The following is a 25,020-nucleotide window of genomic DNA, read 5'->3' as shown; positions in this document are numbered from 1 at the left end:
CATGGGGTAGACGCATGTGATGCGTCTCTACATTGAAAAATGAAAATCTTTACACCTATGCAAAAGAAATTATGCTTACTCATCGCGTTTGCTTTTGTAATAAAAACGGCCGGCGCGCAGGTTTATAAAGATCCTAAAGCACCCATAGCTGAGCGGGTAAAAGACCTGCTAAGCCGCATGACGCAGGAAGAAAAGGTAGGCCAGATGAGCATGAACTCCTTAAAGGGCTCCATGCAAAACCCAGTTGCTTATGGCGTGTGTGAAAGCCCTTTTACCAATATCAACGATATTGCAACGCTATCCATCGCCGCAAAAAAGTATGCTAAAGAAAAAACGCGCTTAGGGATCCCACCCATACAAATAGGCGAATGCCTGCACGGGCAACTGGCAGCAGGTGCAACCATTTTTCCGCAGGCGATAGCACAGGGGAGCACCTGGAACCCGGCGCTGATCGAAAAAATGGGATCGGTTATAGCTTATGAAGCATCCTCATCAGGAGTTGACCAGGCGCTTTCACCGCTGTTTGATCTCATCCGCGATCCGCGTTATGGCCGGAATGAAGAGTGTTATGCTGAAGATCCCTTCCTCGTGAGCAAGATGGGTACTTCATTTGTGATCGGTATGCAAGGTGATCCTTCGCAAACAAAAAACGACATAGGTAAAGATAAAGTAATGTGCACCGCCAAACATTTTGCAGCTTACAGTATTCCGGTAGCGGGTATTAACCTGGCCCCGGCATCGGTAGGTGAACGTGAGTTAAGGTCGATGTTTTTGCCGCCTTTTAAGGATGCCGTGCAAAAGGCAAATATTTATGCGGTAATGCCTGCTTACAATGAAATTGACGGCGTGCCCGCACATGCCAATCATTTCCTATTGCAAACCATTTTAAGGCAGGAATGGGGTTTTGATGGCTACGTATTTTCCGATTATGAAGGCCTTAAACATTTATACACTTTTCACCATATTGCCAAGGATGCTGAAGGAGCAGCTCCCATCGGTCTGAGCGCCGGGGTTGACCTCGAAGCGCCAAGTCCGGATGTGTACGATAAACTCATCGGTCTCGTAAAAACAGGTAAAGTAAAGGAAGCTCAAATTGATAGCGCCGTTGCCCGCATCCTTACCATAAAATTTAAAGCAGGTTTGTTTGAAAAAGCACTGCCCGATACTTCGGTGCTAAAAAAACGGGCGCACACCCCGGAGCATATCGCCCTTTCACAACAAATAGCCGAAGAATCCATCATTCTGCTCAAAAACGAGAAACAGCTTTTGCCGCTCAATATGAACAACCTGAAATCCCTCGCTGTAATAGGTCCTAATGCTAACCAGGTTCAATATGGCGATTACAGTTCAACCCGCGATAGTCGTTCGGGTACAACTGTGCTTAACGGCATTAAACAATTGGTTGGCAATAAAGTGAAGATCAATTACGCTAAAGGTTGCGCGCTTTCCGGTTCGGACAAAAGCGGCTTTTCTGAAGCTGTTGCAATAGCAAGGAACAGTGATGCTGTGGTGGTAGTTTTAGGCACAACCAGCGTAGTATTCTCTGGTGTAGGCTGGAATGGCCACGCGCCCGAAAGCGAACCTAAAGATCCATTTACCTGCGGCGAGGGTTATGATGTTACAGACATTAATCCCGATGGCGTACAGCGGGAGTTGTTACAGGCTGTTTATAAAACTGGTAAGCCTGTAATCCTGGTGCTGGTGCATGGCAGACCGCAAAGCATCAGTTGGGAAAAGGAAAATATCCCGGCTATTGTGGAGGCATGGTACCCCGGAGAAAGGGGAGGTAACGCCATTGCCAATATCCTGTTTGGGAAGGTGAATCCATCGGGCAGGCTTACGGTGTCTATCCCGCAGTCGACCGGGCATATCCCGGTTTTTTATAATCATGTAGCATCCAATAAAGGTTTTTACCATAATCCTGGCTCACCCGAAAAACCGGGGCAGGACTATGTTTTTTCTTCGCCCGATGTGCTGTTCCCTTTTGGTTATGGTTTAAGTTATACTACGTTTAAATACAGTAATATGCAGCTTTCGGCAATATCTTTCGGTAAAAACGAGGCGGTAACTGTTTCGGTAGATGTTACCAATAGCGGTAATATGGCGGGTAAGGAAGTGGTACAGATGTATCTCGGTAACAAAGTCAATTCGGTAACCACTCCGGTGATGGCGCTCAAAGGTTTTGACAAAGTCAGTCTTAAACCCGGCGAAATCCAAACGGTAAAATTTATGGTAAAACCTGAAGATCTTGCCATCTGGAACAACCAAATGAAGCTGGTTACCGAACCCGGTACATTTGATGTAATGATAGCGCGTTCAGCCGAAGATGTAGTGCTTAAAAAAACGTTGGAATATAAAGAGTAACAGATCATGAGAAAGCTGATTGCCATTTTATTTGTGTCGATTTTGGGTGTAGAGGCTAATGCTCAATCGTATAATAAATATATAAACACATTCATTGGCACATCTGCAACGGGCCACACTTTTCCGGGGGCTACAGTTCCCTTTGGCATGGTACAGCTCAGCCCCGAAACCGGCAATTTCGGCTGGAATTATTGCTCGGGCTATCGTTATGAAGATACGGTGATCACCGGCTTTGCGCATACCCATCTGAGCGGTACCGGCGGCGTTGACCTGGGCGATGTGTTGTTCTTCCCATTTCAGGGTAAAGAGCCTCAAAAGTTTCAAAGCAAATTTTCTCATCAGCAGGAAAAAGCCTCACCGGGTTATTATGAGGTGTTTTTGAGTGATAATAATATCAAGGCCCAACTCACGGCCTCGGCACATACCGGTTTACACCGATATACTTTTACTAATGCAGGTAAAGCCCACCTGCTTGTTGATATGCAAAGCGGTCTGGTGGAGAGCGCCGAACAACTGGCCGAACATGTATCTGACGGGGAGATCACCATCAACAGCAAAACAACCATCAGCGGCTATGCTTTCACAAGTCAGTGGGTTGATAAAAAGGTATACTTCACCGCTATATTTAACCGACCGTTTACCGGTCACCATTTTATTGATGGGGATAATAAACGCCGCCTGGTGCTGGATTTCGACCTGAAATCCGGTGAAGGTGTTGAAGCAAAAGTCGGCATTTCGGGCGTAAGCATTGCCGGAGCCCGTAAAAACCTGCTGGCCGAAACACAGCATAAAACCTTTGAACAGGTAAAAGCCGAAGCTGCCCGAACCTGGGAAAGCAACCTCGGCAAACTTAAAGCCCAAGGGACAGAAAAGGAGAAGATAGCTTTTTATACCAGCCTGTACCACGCCCTGATCCAACCAAATAATATTGCCGATGTTGACGGCCAATACCGTGGAGCTGATAGCCTGGTGCACCGCTCGGCTGATAAAGTGTTTTACTCCACGTTTTCTTTATGGGATACTTATCGGGCAGCCCATCCGCTATACACTATCATTTGTCCTGAAAGGGACGGACAAATGGTAGAGAGCATGTTACAGCATAACGATGTTGCCGGCATGCTCCCCATCTGGACGCTGTGGGGCAAGGAAAGCTTTGCCATGATCGGTAACCACGCGGTACCCGTAATTGTGGATGCGGCCCTGAAAGGCATCAAAGGATTTGACAAGCAAAAAGCTTTTGCGGCCATTAAGAATACGCTCACACAAAATAAAAACCCTAAGTACGACTGGAGCCTGTACATGCATTACGGCTATCTGCCATCAGACACCGTAGCACGCGAGGCCGTTTCCCGCACTTTGGAAGCGGCTTATGACGATTGGTGTGCCGCTCAATTGGCCAAGGCGCTGAACAAACCAGGTGATTATAAATATTTCATTAAACGATCTCAGTTTTACAATAACTTGTTTGATAAAAGCACCCGGCTCATGCGCGGCCGCAAATCAAACGGCGAATGGGTGAGACCCTTTGCCAACCTGGACAGCGGTCAGCTGGCTGTAGGCGGCGATTATACAGAAGGAAATGCCTGGCAATATACGTGGCAGGTACAGCACGATATTCCGGGTTTAATTAAATTGATGGGTGGCAAGAAGGCGTTTTCAGGCAAGTTGGATTCATTGTTTACTATGGATTCGAAAGTGTTTGGCAAAGGTTCAACACTTGATGTTACCGGGTTGATAGGGCAGTACGCGCATGGCAATGAACCCAACCATCATGTAGTTTATTTGTATACACTTGCCGGTAACCCGGCTAAAACACAGGAACTGGTAAGGCAGATAGCCGATCAGTTTTATGTGAACAAACCCGATGGTCTTTCGGGCAATGATGATTGCGGCCAAATGTCGGCCTGGTATATTTTTACGGCGATGGGCTTTTATCCGGTTAACCCTGCCGATGGGCGGTATGTTTTTGGCGCGCCCCTGCTGGATAAAGTGAGCATTGCTTTGCCGGGCGGCAAAAGCTTTGTGATTGAGGCCAAGAACTTATCCGGAAAAAATAAATATGTGCAAAGTATCAGCCTGAATGGTAAGCCTTATACCAAAGAATATATTACCCACAAGGATATTATGAACGGCGGGAAGCTGGTGTTTTTGATGGGGGATCAGGCGAAAGCGCCGGTGTATTAAAAAAACATTGCAAGTTCAAGCGTCCACACTATGGCCGTTAACTTAAGATGAAAAAAGTGTGGACTTGAGCGATTCCCCTCTTGAGAGGGGCGGAGAGGTGTGTTTCTGCTTTGATAAGGCTTGTAGCAGAAACACACCCCTGCTACCACTCGTTCCTCCGCGCCCTATTGTGTGGACACGTCTTTAAAGAATTGTCATTTCGATAGAGCAGCGGCGGATTAAGTGATGGGGCGAAAGAGAAATCTTCTACATCAGGCTCTAAAACTACACTGTAAAAGCAGGGCGTAGAAGATTTCTCCTCACCTCTGGCGCACAAACCCCACTCTTGGCTCGTCGAAATGACATTTTTTTCTATCAATGATAAGATTAAAAAGATGTGTCCACACGATAGCTCTCGAGAGAGGATTTTAAAAGCTGTATTGTACGTAAGCTTAGATACCTGAACCTGCGTTATTGCAACAAAACCTGGTATTGATAACCCAATATCAGCCCAACATTCACACTCTCTACAATCTTCCATTCCTTCAACTCTTTAATAAACTCCGGTTTTTCAAAACCCGAATCAAGGGCCGCCTGTGTATAAAAATCAGACTTAAGTGGATGCGTAGGTGAACATCCATTAAATAGATAACCGAAGGCTTTTTTAGCCAATATGGCTTTACTGATGCCGATACAGTCATCCAAATGGATCAGGTTCACAGGCGCATCTCCATTGGGGATGGCCTTTTTGCCCGCGAAAAACCTGCCCGGGTTACGATCGGGGCCGATCAATCCCGCAAAGCGGATAATGGTTGTTTTAAAGCTATTTTCGGTACGGAAAAGGTTTTCTGCTTCGAATAATACCCGGACTGCTTCGGTATTGGGTTGAGGATCGGTTTCTTCATTCACATGTTGATTGCTATCGGCATAAACCCCTGTGGAACTGATGAATACCACATTTTGTATAGCAAACTGTTTTATGACATTGATAATGCCTTTAACCTTCTCTATAAAAACAGCCCCTTCACCGCTACGGCTTTTGGGAGGAATAGCTATCCACAAAGCATCGCAATCAAAAAAATCAGCGTTATATATTTCTTCTCCCGGCGAAAAGTTTACAATATAAGGCTCAATACCCATCGTGGCCAGGTCGCTAAGTTTAGCCGCAGAAGTTGTTGATCCCTTTACCTGCATACCATCGGCAACTAATGCTTTACCTAATGCGCTGCCGTACCAGCCGCAGCCTAAAATACTGATCTTCGTTTTACCGGGCATGTTATAAAATAATGCTTTGGCGCAAAGGTAATTAAATATTGATATGGCGTTTGGTTGCCGGTAATGTGCTTTTGTTTTAAACTTTTTGGGTGTAACGGGCGTTATTGGTTTATGAAGAAAGAGATCATTGCAACCTCTGTAGCATTAGGTTTAACAGCTTTGGCCTTACAAGCTGCGCGCTGCAAGCCGCTAGAAACTGTTCCTTATGTAGATTTGAAAAAATATGTCGGCTCCTGGTTTGAGATTGCGGCTTTCCCGCAATGGTTTGAATCGGGATGCACTTTTACCTCTGCGGCCTATGGTTTAGCCAAAGACGGCAGCATCATAGCTAAAAATCGTTGTATCAAAGAAAATAAGATAAAAATTGCCGAAGGGCGCGCTGTGGTTGCCGACAGAACAAGCAATGCAAAATTGGAAGTTCAGTTTCAGTGGCCGTTTAAAGGTAAATATTGGATCATAGCCCTGGCCGATGATTACAGCTATGCTATGGTGGGGCACCCCAACCGCAACTATTTATGGATTTTGAGCCGCCGTTCAACGTTGGATGAACAGATTTATAATCAATTAGTGGTGCAGGCTGCAGGGCAGGGATTTGATGTACGTAAGCTGGTGAAGACGGTGCAGGTGTAGGTAGATATCAAAAAAAGATGTCATACGAGTAGCAGCCAAGGAATCCCTGGGGGAAATCGTGATGACGTATAAAATATATTTTAGGGATGTTGTGCGGGGGCCGCGTTAGTGATAGGAGCGGATACCGGCCTTGTGGCTAATGCCTGTGCAGTATGAGCGGATAGCACGGGCCGCAGGTAACGCCCATATCAATAATGTTGATTAATAAATACACTTATTAATCAGTGACTTACAATTACGTCATTATAACGTGATAGGGTGGCAATCTCGTAGCTATTTTATGAGACATGTAAAGCCATTATGCATTGGCTACGAGATTGCCGCGTCGTTCCAACGCTCATCTTCCCTTGCTGCTCCTCGCAATGACATAAAAAGAGTATTACTTAATCTCCTTTATCTTAATAACCAGTTTCTTCACTTTATCGTAACCATCAACCTTCATGTTAGGGCGGTGACCATCGCTTGGGAAAAACAGGAAAAACTCGTCGGGCGTGGCGGTAAAGTATTTACCATCTCCGCTGTAATTGGCAAAATCTTTTTCCGGATCGTAAGGTTTGGTAATCATCAGGCTTTCAATAGGGGCTACGCCAATCTTTTCTTTGCCTTTAATTACATATTGCAGGTCGATATAGTTTTGATGCGATTCCCATAGGGCATGTTCAGGCTCTTTTGACGGGCCTTCGGTTATCATGGCATAAACATTATCGCCATCTAAGGGATATTTGCCCGGTTCAATCTGTTCAAGGTTGCGTTCGCGAAGAAACTCAAACGCTTTATCCCAGGCAGCTTTATTGGCAGCATATTGTTTAGCAAACTCAACATTATTTGTTGATGAGTTTAACTTTAGTTTTAAACCATTGGCCCAAACACGGTCTTTAACCCAGGCTTTAGCACTTTTAGCAGTGATCTCCTGCTGTTGAGCCGAAGCACCGGCAGCCGTAAGCGAAAAAAGAATTACCAACATGATATTTTTATAAGTTGTTAAATGTTTCATGGTTTTAGTTATTTATCGGGTTATTGAATTGGTAACACAGCCAACTGCTGCGGTTAAGGTATTCAATTATACAAGCTTAAATAAATAAAACAATATACTAACCGTTAAATATTTACTTTAACGTTATAGTTTGATTTTTATTAGTGCTAAGGTACGGCAGATAAACTATAACGTTGAAGTGAAAATAAGGATTAAATGGTTTTTGAAATCGTTTTTAAGGTTGTAGAATTGTAATTATTAACCAGTATATTATAAAATAACATTTGCTTTGAAAACAATACACAGTGTCCACCCTTCGGATTTTAAAAGCTACGATACCACCACCATACGCGAACGATTTTTGATTGATAAACAGGTACAGCCCGATGAGATCAATTGCACCTATACCCATTACGACAGGATGATTGTTGGAATGGCCAACCCGGTAAATAAAATACTCGAATTGCCAAACTATCCAAATCTGCGTGCCGATTATTTTTTAGAACGCCGCGAGATCGGGATCATTAGCGTGGCCGGAGCCGGCGTGGTAAAAGCCGATGAACAAGTTTTTGAAGTGAACAAGCTCGACTGCCTCTATATTGGAAAAGGAACTAAAAGCGTGACTTTTGAAAGTGCTGATCCATCAGTACCTGCCGTGTTTTACCTGCTATCATCACCTGCGCATGCGGTATACCCAACAACCCTGCTTACCCATGCCGATGCGGTTAAAGTTGAGCTGGGTTCGGTGGCTACTGCAAACAAACGCACCATCAATAAATATATCCACCTGGAAGGTGTACGGAGCTGCCAACTGGTGATGGGTTTAACCATACTGCATGAAGGTAGTGTTTGGAATACCATGCCGGCGCACGTGCACGACAGGCGTATGGAAGCTTATTTCTATTTCGATGTGCCGCAGGGGCAAAAGATCTTCCATTATATGGGCGAGGGGCAGGAGACAAGGCATATTACCATGGATAATTATGATGCCGTGGTGTCGCCGCCATGGAGTATCCATTCGGGCAGTGGTACGTCAAACTATAGCTTTATTTGGGGTATGGCTGGTGAAAACCTCGACTATACCGATATGGACGCGATAGCCATAACTGATCTGAAATAATCATACATCAACAGAAAACATAAATAAGTGGATAATCAATTTTCATTAGCCGGTAAAGTAATTGTAGTAACCGGCGGAACAGGCATATTAGGAAAAGCATTTATTGACGGTATTGTTGAAGCCGGCGGTGCGGTAGGCATCCTTGGCCGTAATGCTCAAGTGGCCGAAGAGCGCGCCAATGCAATAAACGCCGCGGGCGGTAAAGCCATAGCGCTGGTTGCCGATGTAATGAACGAGGCCGAACTGGTAGCAGCCAAGGATAAATTACTGGCTGCTTTTGGCAGGATAGATGGCCTGGTGAACGGTGCCGGAGGTAATATGCCCGAAGGCGTTTTGCAGCCCGACGAGGACATTTTTAAAATGAGTATCGACGGGATGAAAAAAGTGATGGACTTGAACCTTTGGGGTACACTGATCCCTACGCAGGTTTTCGGCGAGGCTATTGCCAAAACGGGTAAAGGCAGCATTGTTAATATTTCGTCGATGAACAGCAAACGGGCCATAACCAAAGTGTTAGGTTATAACATGGGCAAAGCTGCTGTTGATTGCTATAACCAATGGTTTGCCGTTGAGCTGGCTAACCGCTACGGCGATAGTATCCGCATGAATGCATTGGCTCCTGGCTTTTTCCTTACGGAGCAAAACCGTTACCTGCTCACCAAGCCTGAAGGTGGTTACACTCAAAGGGGCGAACTGGTGATCAAACAAACGCCATTTAAACGCTTTGGGCATGCTGATGAGCTGAAAGGCGCATTGGTATGGTTGCTGAGCGATGCCTCCGTATTTGTAACCGGTTCGATGATCTGCGTAGATGGCGGGTTCTCGATTTTTGGAGGAGTGTAGGAATAAAATATCGTTAGTTATGTCATTGCGAGGAGCAACGACGAAGCAATCGCACGGAAGCATAGCCGCTCTGTATAGTATGCGATTGCCGCGCTATCGCTCGCAATGACATGATTTTATTAAGCCTGCGGTGATAACACTGAGCACAAGGTGCAAAACTGAACCCAAACACAAGTGTTCAATTTTTCAAAAAACAAGGTGTTCAGTTTTTGAGTTTGCGAAAAGTTAACTTATTGACTATCAATGCATATGTGTAACGTCCCATCAGGGTCTCTCGCAGAGGACCCTGATGTATACGCCAAGCTGATTCGCTGTTCTGAGTATTTTTAGAACGCAGTGAACCTCAGGGTCCTCTGCGAGAGACCCTGAGGGAACATGAACAAGCTGCAAAACTGAACCCAGATAGAAGTGTTCAGTTTTTCAAAAAACAAGGTGTTCAGTTTTTGAGCTTGCGAAAAGTTAACTTATTGATTATTAATGTGTATGCGTTCATTTCTGCTAAGGGAGTGATTTTTGCTAAAGTTAACTTGTTGATTATCAGGGTTTCTTTTTTTGAAAATAAGTGCAAGTGTTTACACCTAAAAAAACTGAACACCGGGAAAATAGATAGAAAAGTTAAGTCTGTGGTGATAACATTGACCAGAAGCTAACCAAATAATAAACCTACTATGAAACTAAGATCATCACTTATCGCCCTGTTCGCCCTTGTTGGCTTTGCTGCAAACGCCCAAACCGTAATCCTCGATTATTATTTCAATCACGAAGTACATAAAGGCGTAAACGGACAACCGGAGCGCTTCCATTACCTTTGGGATGAAACAGATAACAACGGTTTCAAGATCTTTGGCGAGGCTTTTACAAGTCGCGGTGCTAAGTTGGATACGCTTGGGACAGCACCAACTTTGGATAATCTGAAAGGATCATCTGTTTATATCATAGTTGATCCGGATACCAAAAAGGAAAGCCCGAACCCTAATTATATCCAGGAAGAGGATATTGAGCAGATTGCCGCCTGGGTTAAAAAAGGCGGTGTACTGCTGATGATGGCTAATGACAGTGTTAACGTGGAGCTGCCGCATTTCAACAATCTTGCTGCCAAATTCGGGATGCATTTTAATAATGATCTGCAAAACCACGTAATTGATGATGCTCATTTTGAAGATGGTGCCATCTATGTAAAAAATAACCCCGTACTAAAAACAGCGACCAAAGTTTTTATGAAGGATGCCTGTTCAATAGGCTTAACCGGGACTGCTTTACCTGTACTTAAAAACAAAGAAGGTGCAACCATTATTGCATCAGCCAAATATGGTAAGGGAACAGTAATTGCCGTTGGAGATCCGTGGCTTTACAACGAATATGTAAACGGCAGGCTGCCTGCGGGCTATGAGAATGATAAGGCGGTGAATGATGTAGCGCAATGGCTATTAAAGCAGGCGAAGAAGTAACGTAGCGCTTATTAATATAACTCCGACTGGCGCAAGTCTTGTGTTTGGGGCGATGAGCCTCTCTTGTTACAGATTGCACGGCACAAGTGAGCGTCCCTCCAGCCACCCACACAACACTTGCGCCATTGGGGGCTTTTTGGATATAAGGTTAAAAACGAGAAAGCCGGATAATCAAATTATCCGGCTTTCTCGTTTGAAGATATGTCTTACAAAGTTTTCTCCTTCGGTACAAAATCATTCATCACAGCTTCGCGGATCAATGCCGGTGGCAGGATACCTTGCGACAGGATGAAATCGTGGAAATGCAAAGCGTTGAACTTACTGCCTAATGCGGCTTCTGTATCCTTGCGCAGGGCTATCATCTTGGTAAATCCGTAAAAATAGCTGTTAGCCTGGCCTGGGGCATTAATGGTATAACGCTCAACTTCCTGGCGGGCAAAAGCGCGCGATTGTACCACATCATTCATCAGTACATCAAGCGCCTGCTGCTGGGTGATTTTACCGGCCTGTAATTCAGGATCAAGGAAGGCGCGGGCAGCTCGCAGCAAACGGTAATCTAATGATACGAGCTGACCTTCCAAGGGCATGTAAGGGCGGGTAATGTATTCAGAGTATAAACCCCAGCCTTCTACGTTGGTTGAGTTAAAGGCATATGATGCACGGGCTTGGGAAACACCTTCTTCCACCATTTTGTCAAACTGTAGTTCGTGCCCTGGCCTTGCTTCGTGGGCTATGATAGTCCATGATGCGGCGTCGAAAGTGAAGTCGTCATATTTATCGGTAGCTTTTTCGCCAGGTGATGCAGGCATGTTCAACGGTAGCACAAATACACCGCGCTGGCCTGTATTATTTAAAAAAGGCGGCGGAACCATATGTGGGGCAGGACTCTGCGCAGTTTCGGCAGCTGAAGCTAAACGGATAATAGCCGGGCGATTGGGCAGTGTTACCAATTGGTGCTCGCGGATAATGCCTTCAATATCTTTTAAATGCTGCTCATACAATGGTATGATAGAATCACCATGGATCTGCTCTTTTTTGAGCTCGCGGATCACTGCGCGGTAATCGCTTGATGGCAGGTTACGTTTTTTAGCTATCTGCTCAGCAATGGGTTTCATTTCATCTTGGATCTGGTTGAACAGCGCATGTGCCATTTCAGCTACCTTAGCCGGTGGGATATCAATGCCGTAGGCTTCCAGGTTCATAGCATACTCTTCGGGCGGGAGCCTGAAATCTGTACGGGCTTTTACCAGCACGTTTGTTTTTACCCATTGATCATAATCTTCCAGCTGTTTTTTGAGGGCAGCATAAGGTTGCTCCCAGCCGGTCACCTTGTATTTGGTGCAAAGCTCGGCAATGCCGCTTACGATACTTGCATTGCGCGACAAATCGGTCTCCATGCGTTGTTTCGACGGATAAATCATGTTTTTGCCTGCCATCTGGTGCTGTACACGCTCCCTGTAAATGGTTGCCAAAGGTTTATATCCTTTCTCCAATCCTGCATATTTACGAATGCGCATTACGGCCGCCTGGCGGCGGGCTTCAGGAGTTTGGTCATCAAGCAATGTTTCCAGTCCGCTGTAAATAGTTGATGAAGCATTTAAAAATGGCACCTGGCGGCTCAGCTCAAAGTCCTGCTGGCGAAAGCCTAATTTAAGATGGGTTATAATGATATTGATATCCTGCTGGATAAAAGTGTTTTTTTCAGTTTTAAGGGCTTCGGTAAGTTTGGCAACAACAGCTTCTTCATCCTTACGTTCGGCCAATATAGTTTGCAACGTAGGTACTGCGATGTCACTATCATATTCTGCCAGGCCTTGTGATGAGCCATACTCGGGCGAGTATTTTTTGTCCAGATCAATGATGATTTTAGTGTACTCGTTTGATTTGGCTACCCAGGCTTTTGTTTCGGCCGATTGCTGGGCAACTGCGTTAAAGCAGATACCGGTCAGCAGCATAAACATGCCTGTACTTTTTAGTAGGTTTTTGTTCATGGTCAATTTAAATTATGAAGGGCAAGTTAGTTATTTTGACCGTTGATTTGTTTTGATTGATTGCGTTGATTTCGCTGATGATGTTTTGTGAATGATTTAGGATGTGATTTTTTGATAAGAAAACAGCCTCTCTTTCATCTTGAAAGAGAGGCTGAACAGATCAACGCAATCAGCGTAATCAATCAAAGAAATCAACGGTTAAAAGCGGTATCCTAAAGTAAGGAAAGCGTTGTTGTTAGTTTTCTTCAAATCAGCAAATGGACTGGTTGCACCAACATCATAAGGGAAGATGGTTTGGTTGCCGGTTACCCTTGCATAGGTAGCGTCAATAAAATAAGCACCAAAGTGGACGCCTATACCGCCGCTAACAGTTTTGATATCACTACCCAAATCTTTCATTGGGTTGCCCTGCTGACTGTAACCTCCCCGAAGATAAACCAGACTGTTTACATTTACCTCGGCACCTACATGCAGGTTTACTGTTGAGCGGTAAAGTGATTTGATGTCGCTGTTGTCGCCGTCGGCAGTGTAGCTGTCATTGCTGCTTAAATGGGTGGTAGTGTAATCAATATATTCAACATCGCCGCTGATAAAACCGTATTTGCCTATAAAGACTGCTGCGCCACCAGCCAGTTTAAGCGGAGTACGCAGGTTATAGCTCAGCTGATATGGATCGGATACGTTGCTATAGCTTTTTCCGCCGGTATATTGTGTGGCAAGTCCTTCGGAATACGAATCGTCAATGTTATAAAACGTGGGTGAAGTAAATACGAAACCTAAGCGTACAGCTTGTACCGGTTTGTAAATAATACCCAATTTGGCGTTGAAGCCCGAGCCTTTGGTACTTTGATCCTGCGCAAAAGTGGATGCAAAATCTACAGGGTTGCCGCCGTTAGTTATAACAGCATTGCCATTTTCGGTAAAGCGGGCATGTGAATTATACCTGATATCGGTAATAGCCAAGCCCAGACCTACATAAAGCTTATTGCTGTAATTGGCACCAAATGATAGGTTAAACTCCGACTGCCCACCGGTGCGGGTAATACCAGCCAGCTGTCTTACCGGAACATTCACTGTGCTTGAATATGAATCTGGGTTAGATGCAGGTCCAAAGTTATCGATCAGGATATGGTCATAAGCCCAGCCATCAAGTCCGTTAGGGTTAACACTGCCATATTGAGATACCTCGCGTTTTGCGATACCCGCGTAGTAATCAGAAATAGAACTTGTTTGGTTTGTGCCGCCATAAGCAACATTTTCATAAAAATTGTTGGTGCGGCTGTAACCCGCTCCGTAGTTAATACTTAGCCAGCCTTTGCTTTTATCCTTGTGCGTAGTATTTAGCTGCTGATATAACACTACCGCCGCATTACTCATGTTTACATCATTGCGGTTTGCGCTGCCTGGCTGCCCAAAAAAGCTTGAGTTTATTTTTGAACCATTGTACTCGGGTGTAAGGCTAACTTCCGAATGGGTAAAAAATCCCAAACCTGCAGGGTTACCACTTACTGAGCTAAGGTCGCCGCCTATGGCCGTGCCTGCGTTGCCGATAGCTTTGATACGTGATGTTGACCCGGTTTGAAAGGTTGAAAACCTGATGGCATCCTGTGAGTATTGAGCAAAGCTATCTTTAGTAATTGCTACTATAGCAATTACGCTTAGTAAATACTTGATTTTCATAAAATTCAGGTAAATAAAATATAAGATTTAGGTTTATGGTCTTGATGGTCTGCCGCCGCCACCTCCGCTGCTGCTGCCGGTGCTGCGTGAACTGCCGCCGCTGCTTGAGCTTGATGATGGTGTATAAGATGGTTGCTGCGATGTACGTTCGACCTGTGGTTGCCTGTAAACAGGCTGTGCATCGCCCCTTGATGGTGCCGCGTCTGTACGTGCAGGACGGGCATAACGGGTACCGTTGTTATTGTAACTGTTGCTCCCATTATTGCTGCTGCCGGTGCTATAGGTACTGTAAGTATTTGTGCGGCTGCCGATAGGCCTGTTGCGGCCTCCCGGAATATAACCTATACCCGAAACAGCGCTGCTAACCGGACGATTGCTGCCTGCGAACGGATTGCCATTGCCACGATAAGGTCGCGGCGTGCCTGATGAAGCATATCCGCCGGCATAATACCCGCCATATCCGCCTCCATACCCGCCACCATAATATCCACCGTGCCCCCAGCCGCCATATCCGTAGCCTAAGCCCCATCCGCCGTAATAACCACCATAACCATAACCTAAGCCCAGGCCCCAACCGCCGTAGTAGCCGCCATAGCCTGGCCCCCAGCCGTTGTAATAACCGTCATAGTAGCCTAAACCACCGTAGCCCAATCCATAATTATAATAAGGATAGTTGTTATATGCTGAGTAAAAATCATCATAATAGCCAAAAGGAGAGAAATAACTGAAACGGTTTATCCGCGAAGCGTAATCATCATAATAAAAGTAATCATCGTCGTCATCGCTGTAGCCATCCTGGGCAACCGGAGTTTGGTTGTAGGCCGGCTGCTGTGCATAAACAGGTTCGCTACCCGCTCGCGCGTCAGAAAAATAAACATCGTCGTTACTTTGGTTTGATGCAAGCTTGGTTGTAGAGCAGGAACTCAGCGCCATGGCACCGATAATAAACATTCCTATCGCGATGTTCCGTTTCATATACAGGTAAGTAAAAAGTGCAAGGTCAAATAAGTTTTAAATTTATAAATTTGGCAGCAATATACAACAATTACAGAAGTCCAAATTCTATCCAATCAATATGAGCAAAGGTGTTATTAGTAAAGACGAAGATTATTCGCAATGGTTTAACGACTTAGTAATTAAATCTGACATGGCCGAGTATTCGCCGGTTAGGGGCTGTATGATCATTAAACCCTACGGTTATTCGATATGGGAAAAGATCCAGGCTGTACTTGACGAGATGTTTAAGGATACCGGCCACAGTAATGCGTATTTTCCGCTTTTAATACCCAAGTCTTTTTTTAGTAAAGAAGCCAGCCATGTTGACGGTTTTGCAAAAGAATGCGCTGTCGTAACTCACTACCGCCTCAAAAATGATGGTGAAGGCAATATTATTGTGGATGAAGAAGCAAAACTTGAAGAAGAGCTGATCATCCGCCCAACATCAGAAACCATAATCTGGAACACCTATAAAGGCTGGATCCAATCATACCGCGACCTGCCTATCCTCGTTAACCAGTGGGCAAACGTAATGCGCTGGGAAATGCGCACCCGTTTGTTTTTACGTACCAGCGAATTTTTATGGCAGGAAGGCCATACTGCCCACGCTACAGCTGATGAGGCGATTGCCGAAACCGAGCAGATGCTGAACGTATATGCCGACTTTGCCGAAAACTGGATGGCGCTACCAGTAGTAAAAGGCCGTAAAACGGCTAACGAGCGTTTTGCAGGTGCTTTGGACACCTATTGTATTGAGGCGCTGATGCAGGATGGTAAAGCTTTGCAAGCCGGTACATCGCACTTTTTAGGTCAAAATTTTGCCAAGGCTTTCGACGTAAAGTTCACCAATAAGGAAAATAAAATTGAGCACGTTTGGGCCACTTCATGGGGTGTTTCAACCCGTTTGATTGGAGCACTCATTATGGCCCATAGCGATGATGCAGGTTTAGTGTTACCTCCAAAACTTGCGCCAATACAGGTGGTTGTCGTACCAATTTACAAGCACCAGGAAGAGCTCGACAATATCAGCGCGTACGTTGATTCGTTGAAAAAAGAACTTAAGGCTAAAGGTATCTCTGTGAAATTTGATAACCGCGATACCCATCGCCCGGGAGCTAAATTTGCTGAATACGAACTGAAAGGTGTACCGTTGCGCGTAGCCATAGGCAGCCGCGATATGCAGAACGGTACCGTTGAGCTGGCCCGTCGTGATACTAAAACCAAAGAAACTACCACACAGGAAGGTCTTGCCGGTAAAATAGAAAGCCTGCTTGAAGAGATCCAAAATAACATCTACAAAAAAGCGTTCGATTTCCGTGCTGAAAATACCACTGAGGTTGATACCTGGGATGAGTTTAAACGCCTGTTAGATGAGCAACCGGGTTTCCTGAGTGCTCACTGGGATGGCACATCCGAAACAGAACAAAAAATAAAAGAGGAAACTAAGGCGACAATCCGTTGCATACCTTTGAATAACAAACAGGAAGAAGGTAAGTGTATTTTGACAGGGAACCCTTCAACGCAGAGGGTGTTGTTTGCAAGAGCGTATTAGTCGCCCCCCGGCCCCCTAAAGGGGGAGGTTGTCTATGGCGAGCTAACTTTAATATCCGTCCCTAAAGGATATACGATGTAAAACAGGTTTCATGGTAGGGTATGAAACGCATTCCAAACACCCCCTTTAGGGGGCTGGGGGGCTTATGAAATTCGCAACTAAAGCAATACACGCAGGGCAGGAGCCCGATCCAACAACCGGCGCTATCATGACGCCGATATACCAGACTTCAACCTACTGGCAAAAATCGCCGGGGGATAATAAAGGTTATGAGTACTCGCGTGGCACTAATCCAACCCGTAAGGCTTTGGAAGACTGTTTGGCAGCCTTGGAAAATGCTAAGTTCGGTTTGGCTTTTTCGAGCGGTATGGGGGCTACCGACGCGGTGATGAAACTGCTTGCTCCGGGCGATGAAGTGATTACCGGGAATGACCTGTATGGTGGTTCATACCGGATCTTTACCAAGATCTTTGCTAACTATGGCGTTAAGTTTCATTTTCTGGATCTGTCTGATCCGGAACTTGTACGTGCCCATGTGAATGACAAAACCAAACTGGTTTGGATAGAAACGCCTACCAACCCTACCATGCGCATTGTTGATGTGGAAGCCATAGGTAAGATCACCAAAGAAAAGAATTTACTTTTTGTGGTGGATAACACTTTTGCATCGCCTTACCTGCAAAACCCGATTGACCTGGGTGCAGATATCGTGATGCACTCCGTAACCAAATACATCGGTGGCCACAGCGATGTGGTAATGGGAGCCTTAATGCTGAACGATGAGGAACTTTACAAAAAGCTCTGGTTCATTTACAATGCCTGCGGTGCTACACCGGGGCCAATGGATAGCTTTCTGGTGCTGCGTGGTATCAAAACCCTGCACCTGCGTATGAAAGCGCATTGCGAGAACGGCAGGCAGGTAGCGGAGTTTTTGAAAGATCATCCCAAAGTTGAAAAAATCTACTGGCCGGGCTTTACCGACCATCCTAATCATGACATCGCCAAAAAACAAATGCGCGATTTTGGCGGCATGATCAGTATCGTGCTTAAAGGTGCCGATCTGCAGGAAACTTTTCGCATTGCTTCGTCATTCAAAGTATTTTCATTAGCCGAATCATTAGGCGGTGTTGAATCACTGATCAATCACCCGGTAAGCATGACCCATGGTTCAATCCCTAAAGCTGAACGTGAAAAAGCCGGTGTAGTTGACAACCTGTTGCGTTTGAGTGTAGGTGTTGAGGATATTGAGGACTTGCTGGAAGATATTAAACAAGCGCTGAGCTAAAAAGAAGCCTTTAATCAAAATTTTCTTATGGAGGATTGGATAAAGGAAGCTATTGCGTTTTGGGATGAATGTGAGGTAAAAATAAACCCACCAGCAACTGCCGCTGATTTCGAGAAAGCTGAAACTATTCTAAGTTTTAGCTTTCCTGATGATTTTAAAGCGCTTTATGCTGTTGTAAACGGATTTTACGGGTATGAATGGCAGGAGTATATGTTTTCTTTTTGGTCACTCGATAGGATTATAGAAGAATTTGTCGAAAGCAAGAATAAGAATATTATAGGCTTTTGTGATTTTTTAATAATGAGCCACGTTATTGGCTTTAAGAGAAATACGGTGGGAATTTTTAATGATTATTCAATCGACTGCGAACCTATTGCCCTTACTTTTATGGAAGCAATAGGTATGATAAACAACGGTTCACGTGAAATATATTAAATGTGAACTTTTCGGCACATGGATATAGAATCTGATAAGAACAATTCTCCCTTTAGGGGGATAGGGAGCGAAGCTCTCAAAGCTTTCCTCGACGCTAAAGTTGCCCAATACAATCGCCCTGAGTTTATTGAGAATGATCCGGTTACCATCCCGCACATATTTAGCAGGAAGCAGGATATTGAGATCATGGGCTTCTGGGCGGCCACATTAGCCTGGGGACAACGGGTTACCATCATCAGGAAATGTAAGGAACTCATCGCCTTAATGGATGGCGCTCCTTATGATTTCATCATTAACCATGAAGAACCCGATCTTAAAAAGCTGCTGAAGTTTAAACACCGCACCTTTAATGATGTGGATACTTTATATTTCATTGCTTTCTTCAGGCAGCATTATGAAAAGTTCGAATCGTTGGAGGATGCTTTTGTGCCCCCCAGCCCCCTAAAGGGGGAGCAAAAGATGCAGGCAGTTGAAATTGCTTTAAACTATTTTCGGTCTTATTTTTTTTCTTTACCTGATTTTCCTCATCGAACTAAAAAGCATGTTTCATCGCCTTCGCAAAAATCAACTTGTAAGCGCTTGAATATGTTTTTACGCTGGATGGTACGTAAAGACGATAATGGTGTTGACTTCGGCATCTGGAACCGTATTAAACCAGCCGACCTGATCTGTCCGCTTGATTTGCATGTGGACAGGGTATCGCGCAAGCTCAACTTGATCAACCGCAAACAAACCGACTGGCAAACTGCCGTTGAATTAACCGAAAGACTCCGCGACTTTGACCCGAACGATCCTGTTAAATATGATTTTGCCTTATTTGGATTGGGGATTGAAGAACGTTGGGGCGTGCAGTTTTAATTTATTTGCTCAATAACACTATGCCTGGTTTAGGCGTTTCAACAAGTTCTGTGCGTACTAATGTTCCGCTATTAAAATAATAGTAATGGTATGATACTGGTTTCATTTGTGCATCTGCCGCAGCTACTCGTCTGTATACGGCGTGTTGTGATGTTTCTTCAACTAATTCCAGGTTGTACTTTTCTGAATTTTTAAACTCACTTTCACTCATCCCGATGGTGTAGTGTTTTACACTGCATCCAGAGAGGAGCAGTAGAATTGACAAGCATATAATTGAGTTTTTTAAGGCAGACATGTGATCAAGTTTATTTTTCGTTATGCAGGTATGACTGTCACGAAAAACAAAGGTTTATCCACTATCTGTTATTTTTTGCGATTATGCTTCCTCCTTAAAATAAACCTTATAGTAATTCATTGCCCGGCCATCATCAAAGCCTTTCTCAATCAACTCCTTATCGCCGTGGATATAGATGTGGAAGTTTTTATCGAGCTTTAACACGCTTTTATAAACACGGGCCTGTTTTTTTACCGCATTTTCTGAAATGATAAAATTATCGGCAATAGGGCTGTCAAACTCTTCCTCATATTGGTTTTTAAAGTTTTTGAACGACTCGATGGCCTGCTCATTGCCAATTACCTCGTTCGAGAACTCTTCCATATCAAAAGTTTCCTTCTCCTTAAAATATTTCATGGAGCGGTTGAGCAGGTCGATCTTATCGGCTTTGCTCATCTCAAATTCTTCATCGATTTTTTCGGTGATAAAGTTTTTGTAAATGCCAAGCGTGTTATTAGTTTGGTTAAAGCTATCGTTACGAATTTTGAGCTGCAGAAAGTCATCTTTCCAGAACCGGGCTGCTTCCTGTCCTGTGTTGGTTTTATCAACCACAACTACCTTATAGCCGTTCTCTTTCTCAATGTTGAAGATCAGTACTCCTTTATCCAGTTTGTTGATGTTGATGGCGTCCTGCTCATAATCAACCTGGAAACCACCTTTATCCGGATAAACTTTTAAATAAGTTTCCTTATTTTCTGATTTGAATATACCGATTGCATCCAGCGGGTTGCCTTCAATTTGTACTTTATTGAAGTAAACCACGTAAAGCTCGCCGCCTTTGATGTTAGGGTGATTGGTAACCTTATACAAATGCTTCGCTATTTTCTCAGATGCCTCATGAAATTTAGTATTGTCATCAAATACCTGCGTAGCAAAGTGATGCAGCTCGTTCAATTCCAGATCGCCGCTACTGTGTATCAGGTGGTAAACCTCATTCGCTTTTTCAAAAGGTTTCAGAAAATACTGCATAAGCAGGTTAGGAATGATCTCATCTTTCAATTCAAGCGGTTGTTCAGACAGGGCATACATCTCTTCCTGCGACTGATTACCAACATGATGTACTGAAATAGTTTCGAGCGAAGCTTCAAAAAAAGTTACCATAATTGGTTGCGAAGGTAAAGATTTTAGTTAATGGTTCATGGATCATAGTTCATGGTATGCCTGCGTTTTTCATGTTCAAGTCATATGGAGATGGATTAGAAGGAGTCGGTGAGAAAAATCACCACGAAATAACGACCTTTGCACTTTGGTAAATTAGGCGAGCTTCGGGCTATGATCTATGAACCATCAACTATCAACTAAAAATGACAGATAATACCGATACCATAGTTGCCCTTGCCACACCAAACGGGTTGGGCGCCATAGCTGTGATCCGCCTTTCGGGCCCGGATGCCATAACCATTGCCAATAGCGTTTTTAAAGGCAAAGACCTGAGCAAACAGGCATCGCATACTATCCATTTTGGAAGCATTGCCGATGGCGAGTTGATTTTGGACGAGGTGCTGGTATCGCTGTTTGTTGGTCCGCGGTCATACACCCGCGAAAATGTGGTAGAGATTTCGTGTCATGCTTCGGGTTATATTATCGAAAGTATCATCAAACTGTTCATCAAAAAAGGTGCACGCTCCGCCAAACCCGGCGAGTTTACCCTAAGGGCATTCCTGAACGGACAGCTTGATTTGAGCCAGGCCGAAGCCGTTGCCGACCTGATCGCTTCTAATTCTAAAGCATCTCAACAGGTGGCCTTACAACAACTTCGGGGTGGTTTTAGTACACAGCTACAAGCCTTGCGTGAGCAGTTGGTAAACTTTGCATCACTCATTGAGCTTGAGCTTGATTTTGCTGAAGAAGATGTAGAATTTGCCAACCGCGACCAACTGAAACAACTGATTCATGAGATCGCTAAAATAGTGGGCAGGCTGATCCAGTCGTTTGAATTGGGTAATGCCATTAAAAATGGCGTCAATACCGTTATCGCCGGTAGGCCGAATGCTGGTAAATCTACCTTGCTAAACGCGTTACTAAATGAGGAGCGTGCCATAGTGAGCCATATCCCAGGCACTACAAGGGATACTATTGAAGAAGTATTAAATATCCAGGGTATCAATTTCAGACTGATAGATACCGCCGGGATCCGTGAAGCCACTGATGCAATTGAACAGATAGGGGTACAACGTACTATGGAAAAGATCAGCCAGTCGGCCCTGTTGGTTTATGTTTTTGATGCGGCAGAAATTACCATTGAAGAGCTGAATAAAGACATAGAAAGCCTGCAAAAACCTGGAGTTACCATGCTGGTAGTAGCCAATAAAGCGGACCTTCTTAATCCAGAACAATTGTCGGCGCTTCCGCATACCGATAGGGCAATCATTATTTCGGCCAAAGAAAAGCGCCATATTGATGAGCTTAAACATAAAATCTACTCATCGGCAGTAAAAGATCAGCTTAGCGGTGATGAAACGCTGGTAACCAATATTCGTCACCTTGAAGCCCTGCAAAAAACCGAAGACGCACTTGTAAGAGTGCTGGGCGGTATTGATGGCAGCATTACATCCGATTTTCTATCAATGGATATTAAGCAGGGGTTACATTATTTAGGGGAGATTACAGGTGTTGTTACAACCGATGATTTGCTGGATAATATATTTAGTAAGTTTTGTATCGGAAAATAGTTAAGTATCTGATAATGAGTTATTTAATCTTTTATTATCCTTTTATAGGGAGCCAATTATCCTTAGTAACTCATCCTACCTCTTAAGCATTTATAGTTTCTTAGTGTTTTCTGAGTGGCCGATTTTAGTAAAAAAACAGTATTACTAAAAAGCAACATGCATTTATCTGTTTGTATCTTTCTGTGTCCTTTAAAGAAAATAAAGATTTTTATTGACAAAGGTTTTACCTGTGTGATTTAATTATAATTTTTAGGTGTACATAAATTTGTAATCTAATAATTATCAACAAGATGGGAATAAGTTTAAGAACACAGAAATTAACTAAAGGCAGATTAAGATTATCATTGGATATATACAGTAATGGCAAAAGTCATTATGAAAATTTGAAACTTTTTCTTTATGAAAAGCCGGTCACAAGCACCGAAAGAGAGCACAACAAGCGTACAAAGAATTTAGCTGATACTATATTAGCTAAGCGGGTTATCGAAATGCAGGAGGGGAATTATAATGTTGTTACTGGTTTTAAGAGCCAGGCCAGCTTTATCAAATACTTTAAGCAGTTAACAAACGACCGTAAAGGTTCGGGTGGTAATTTCGGAAACTGGGATAGTACTTATAAACATTTAATAGGATTTACTAAAGGGCAAGATGTAACATTTGCCCAAGTGAATGAGGAGTTCCTTAACAGATTCAAAAAGTATTTATTAAGTGGCAAGGTAACAAAAGGGAATCAGGATTTATCCAGTTGTTCAGCCTCTTCATATCTCAATAAAGTAAAGGCAGCCCTAAACCAAGCGTTTGATGAAAAAATTATAACCAATAACCCTGCTAAGGGAGTAAAGGGTATAAAGGTGCCTGAAGGCAGACGGGAGTATCTGCTTGCTGAAGAATTGCGTAAGCTTAATGATACACTTTGTGCAATACCTATACTGAAAGATGCGTTTTTGTTCAGTTGTTTAACTGGTTTGAGATGGAGTGATATAAATAAGCTTGTTTGGCGGGAGGTAATTTATTCGGAAGCTGAGGGACGGCATAAAATACATTTCACTCAAAAGAAAACACAAGGTGTGGAGTACCACCCTATTACGGATGCTGCGTATAAGTTATTAGGCAAAAGGGGTAAAGATGATGACAGGGTATTCAAGGGGCTAAAGTATAGTGCATGGCATAACTTTAGGTTAGCGCAGTGGGTTACAGATGCCGGTATCAACAAGAAGATAACCTTCCACTGTGCCCGGCACACTTATGCGACCTTACTGCTTACTTCAGGCGGTGATATTTATACCGTTTCAAGCTTATTAGGTCACCGGGATTTGAAAACTACACAGATTTATGCTAAAATTATCGACGTAAAGAAAAATAATACTGTAGAATTACTGCCGGATATAGGAATATGACAGCCATAAATAAGTATTTTGAGAATATCGACGATGCATCCCCAATTCAATTGGTGGATGCATCATTTTTAGGAGCCGAATTTTTATTCAAAATTTTCATTAAGCAAGCTTTTCCTAGCTTAAAAAGTTTGAATAATTTTTTAAGCACAGGAAATTTTGAAGACAAAAATTTAAGGACTCAAAATTGGGCTGAACAATACGAAAAACTCCCCACTAACCCTATTGAGAAATTGTATGAAAATGGAAAGATAAGCGTTCAGCTAAAGCTTGAAATACAACAACAGCAAGTTAAGGGCAACGCCATGTACTTCGATTTACTTAATGATATTTTTAAAAAACACTATTCTTTCATAAATACCAGTTTTCCGGCTTTTCTGATAAATGATTTTTTACAAAAAAGAAGCCAAATTAAAAGTATAATAGAAGCGCCTTATAATTGGATGTTTCTTTCTGGCGAAGAGTATTTAAAAGCCCTTATTTACCGCTTCCTGCATGTATTTGAGATTTTGGAGAATGTTGTTGTTGAAAACTATCCCGGCTATAATCGGCTGCTTGTTCCAAAAAAAGAATTACCATTTGATTCAAAAACTGTCAGGACATTTATCGCTAATTATAGTAAAGACAAACTTACTGAGGCTTATGAAGGATTAAAGGGATATTATATTGAATGTACTTTGGAAGCGTTTTTGGGAATATTTGGCTTTCCACCAGGGCCGCCCGCCGAAAAAATAAGATGGTTAAGTAGTGAGGCTAATTTGGTCGTTTTATTTCAAGGCCACAAGCTTTCTGATGAAGAGCGAATAAAAGTCAGCAACAGTGATATATATGCTCTTATGGCAAAATTTTTCGTCAATCAAAAGAACCAAAATTTCAAGCCAACGCAGTTAAGCGTGACCTATCAAAATATAAACCGAACAGAGAAAATTAAGAACAGTGAAAGTCTAATCAAGATCATTACGAGATTAAATCATTAGTACTAATATTAGTACTAATAATCACTAACT

At 43.6% G+C, this 25,020-nt stretch carries 20 protein-coding genes; 13 read left to right on the top strand and 7 right to left on the bottom strand.

Going from position 1 to position 25,020, the window contains the following annotated elements:
• Positions 1-57: 57 nt before the first annotated feature.
• Positions 58-2,364, top strand: coding sequence for a glycoside hydrolase family 3 N-terminal domain-containing protein (locus tag AC59JO_RS03015; RefSeq protein ID WP_497303336.1), 2,307 nt, complete (start codon positions 58-60; stop codon positions 2,362-2,364).
• Between the two features lie 6 nt (positions 2,365-2,370).
• Entirely contained in the window at positions 2,371-4,548 is a 2,178-nt protein-coding gene (locus AC59JO_RS03010) for a GH92 family glycosyl hydrolase (RefSeq protein ID WP_497303334.1), read from the top strand.
• Positions 4,549-4,998: 450 nt separating this feature from the next.
• Here AC59JO_RS03010 and AC59JO_RS03005 read toward each other — a convergent pair whose 3' ends face one another.
• Complete coding sequence (locus AC59JO_RS03005; protein WP_497303332.1) at positions 4,999-5,802, bottom strand: SDR family oxidoreductase; 804 nt, start codon at positions 5,800-5,802, stop codon at positions 4,999-5,001.
• A gap of 111 nt (positions 5,803-5,913) precedes the next feature.
• Between AC59JO_RS03005 and AC59JO_RS03000 the strand changes: the two genes are divergently transcribed.
• Complete coding sequence (locus AC59JO_RS03000) at positions 5,914-6,432, top strand: lipocalin family protein (protein WP_497303330.1); 519 nt, start codon at positions 5,914-5,916, stop codon at positions 6,430-6,432.
• 379 nt (positions 6,433-6,811) lie between these two features.
• Here AC59JO_RS03000 and AC59JO_RS02995 read toward each other — a convergent pair whose 3' ends face one another.
• Positions 6,812-7,426, bottom strand: coding sequence for a NanQ anomerase/TabA/YiaL family protein (locus AC59JO_RS02995; RefSeq protein ID WP_497303328.1), 615 nt, complete (start codon positions 7,424-7,426; stop codon positions 6,812-6,814).
• A gap of 268 nt (positions 7,427-7,694) precedes the next feature.
• On the opposite strand from AC59JO_RS02995, the gene kduI reads away from it, so the two are divergent.
• The 3 genes from kduI (at position 7,695) to AC59JO_RS02980 (ending at position 10,816) form a co-directional block, all read left to right on the top strand.
• The gene (gene kduI / locus AC59JO_RS02990; protein ID WP_497303326.1) at positions 7,695-8,525 is read left to right on the top strand and encodes a 5-dehydro-4-deoxy-D-glucuronate isomerase; all 831 of its coding nucleotides are present in this window, start codon (positions 7,695-7,697) and stop codon (positions 8,523-8,525) included.
• 27 nt (positions 8,526-8,552) lie between these two features.
• The gene (locus tag AC59JO_RS02985; RefSeq protein ID WP_497303325.1) at positions 8,553-9,368 is read left to right on the top strand and encodes an SDR family oxidoreductase; all 816 of its coding nucleotides are present in this window, start codon (positions 8,553-8,555) and stop codon (positions 9,366-9,368) included.
• Positions 9,369-10,036: 668 nt separating this feature from the next.
• Positions 10,037-10,816: a DUF4350 domain-containing protein gene (locus AC59JO_RS02980; protein ID WP_497303323.1), complete on the top strand. Its 780-nt coding sequence runs from the start codon at positions 10,037-10,039 to the stop codon at positions 10,814-10,816.
• Positions 10,817-11,022: 206 nt separating this feature from the next.
• On the opposite strand, the gene AC59JO_RS02975 is transcribed toward AC59JO_RS02980, so the two are convergent.
• From AC59JO_RS02975 to AC59JO_RS02965, 3 genes are all read right to left on the bottom strand, one after another.
• Positions 11,023-12,807 carry a DUF885 domain-containing protein gene (locus tag AC59JO_RS02975; RefSeq protein ID WP_497303321.1) on the bottom strand — a complete coding sequence of 595 codons (1,785 nt, stop codon included), beginning with the start codon at positions 12,805-12,807 and terminating at the stop codon, positions 11,023-11,025.
• Between the two features lie 198 nt (positions 12,808-13,005).
• Complete coding sequence (locus tag AC59JO_RS02970; protein WP_497303319.1) at positions 13,006-14,487, bottom strand: OmpP1/FadL family transporter; 1,482 nt, start codon at positions 14,485-14,487, stop codon at positions 13,006-13,008.
• A 33-nt stretch (positions 14,488-14,520) separates the two neighbouring features.
• The gene (locus AC59JO_RS02965) at positions 14,521-15,462 is read right to left on the bottom strand and encodes a hypothetical protein (RefSeq protein ID WP_413669121.1); all 942 of its coding nucleotides are present in this window, start codon (positions 15,460-15,462) and stop codon (positions 14,521-14,523) included.
• Between the two features lie 100 nt (positions 15,463-15,562).
• On the opposite strand from AC59JO_RS02965, the gene proS reads away from it, so the two are divergent.
• The 4 genes from proS (at position 15,563) to AC59JO_RS02945 (ending at position 19,613) form a co-directional block, all read left to right on the top strand.
• On the top strand, positions 15,563-17,035 hold the full coding sequence (proS, locus tag AC59JO_RS02960) for a proline--tRNA ligase (protein WP_413669120.1): 1,473 nt from the start codon (positions 15,563-15,565) through the stop codon (positions 17,033-17,035).
• A 145-nt stretch (positions 17,036-17,180) separates the two neighbouring features.
• A complete protein-coding gene (locus AC59JO_RS02955; RefSeq protein ID WP_497303316.1) occupies positions 17,181-18,320 on the top strand; it encodes a cystathionine gamma-synthase in 1,140 nt (379 codons plus the stop codon).
• A 27-nt stretch (positions 18,321-18,347) separates the two neighbouring features.
• Positions 18,348-18,755: an SMI1/KNR4 family protein gene (locus tag AC59JO_RS02950; protein WP_497303314.1), complete on the top strand. Its 408-nt coding sequence runs from the start codon at positions 18,348-18,350 to the stop codon at positions 18,753-18,755.
• An 18-nt stretch (positions 18,756-18,773) separates the two neighbouring features.
• Entirely contained in the window at positions 18,774-19,613 is an 840-nt protein-coding gene (locus tag AC59JO_RS02945; RefSeq protein ID WP_413669117.1) for a TIGR02757 family protein, read from the top strand.
• A gap of 1 nt (position 19,614) precedes the next feature.
• On the opposite strand, the gene AC59JO_RS02940 is transcribed toward AC59JO_RS02945, so the two are convergent.
• Positions 19,615-19,824 (bottom strand): hypothetical protein, encoded by a 210-nt coding sequence (locus AC59JO_RS02940; RefSeq protein ID WP_413669116.1) that lies wholly within the window; start codon positions 19,822-19,824, stop codon positions 19,615-19,617.
• A 165-nt stretch (positions 19,825-19,989) separates the two neighbouring features.
• Positions 19,990-21,048 carry a nucleoid-associated protein gene (locus tag AC59JO_RS02935; RefSeq protein ID WP_497303311.1) on the bottom strand — a complete coding sequence of 353 codons (1,059 nt, stop codon included), beginning with the start codon at positions 21,046-21,048 and terminating at the stop codon, positions 19,990-19,992.
• Positions 21,049-21,251: 203 nt separating this feature from the next.
• Between AC59JO_RS02935 and mnmE the strand changes: the two genes are divergently transcribed.
• The 3 genes from mnmE to AC59JO_RS02920 all read left to right on the top strand — a co-directional run bounded on the left by mnmE (position 21,252) and on the right by AC59JO_RS02920 (position 24,990).
• On the top strand, positions 21,252-22,619 hold the full coding sequence (mnmE, locus tag AC59JO_RS02930; protein WP_497303309.1) for a tRNA uridine-5-carboxymethylaminomethyl(34) synthesis GTPase MnmE: 1,368 nt from the start codon (positions 21,252-21,254) through the stop codon (positions 22,617-22,619).
• Between the two features lie 290 nt (positions 22,620-22,909).
• Positions 22,910-24,016, top strand: coding sequence for a site-specific integrase (locus AC59JO_RS02925; protein WP_497303307.1), 1,107 nt, complete (start codon positions 22,910-22,912; stop codon positions 24,014-24,016).
• Entirely contained in the window at positions 24,013-24,990 is a 978-nt protein-coding gene (locus tag AC59JO_RS02920; protein ID WP_497303305.1) for a hypothetical protein, read from the top strand. The genes AC59JO_RS02925 and AC59JO_RS02920 overlap by 4 nt, the downstream gene beginning before the upstream one ends.
• The last annotated feature ends 30 nt before the right edge of the window (positions 24,991-25,020 follow it).

It is taken from the genome of Mucilaginibacter sp. A5337, assembly GCF_059690695.1.
The sequence above is the reverse complement of the archived record's forward strand: the minus strand, read 5'-3'. Positions and strand labels throughout refer to the sequence as shown.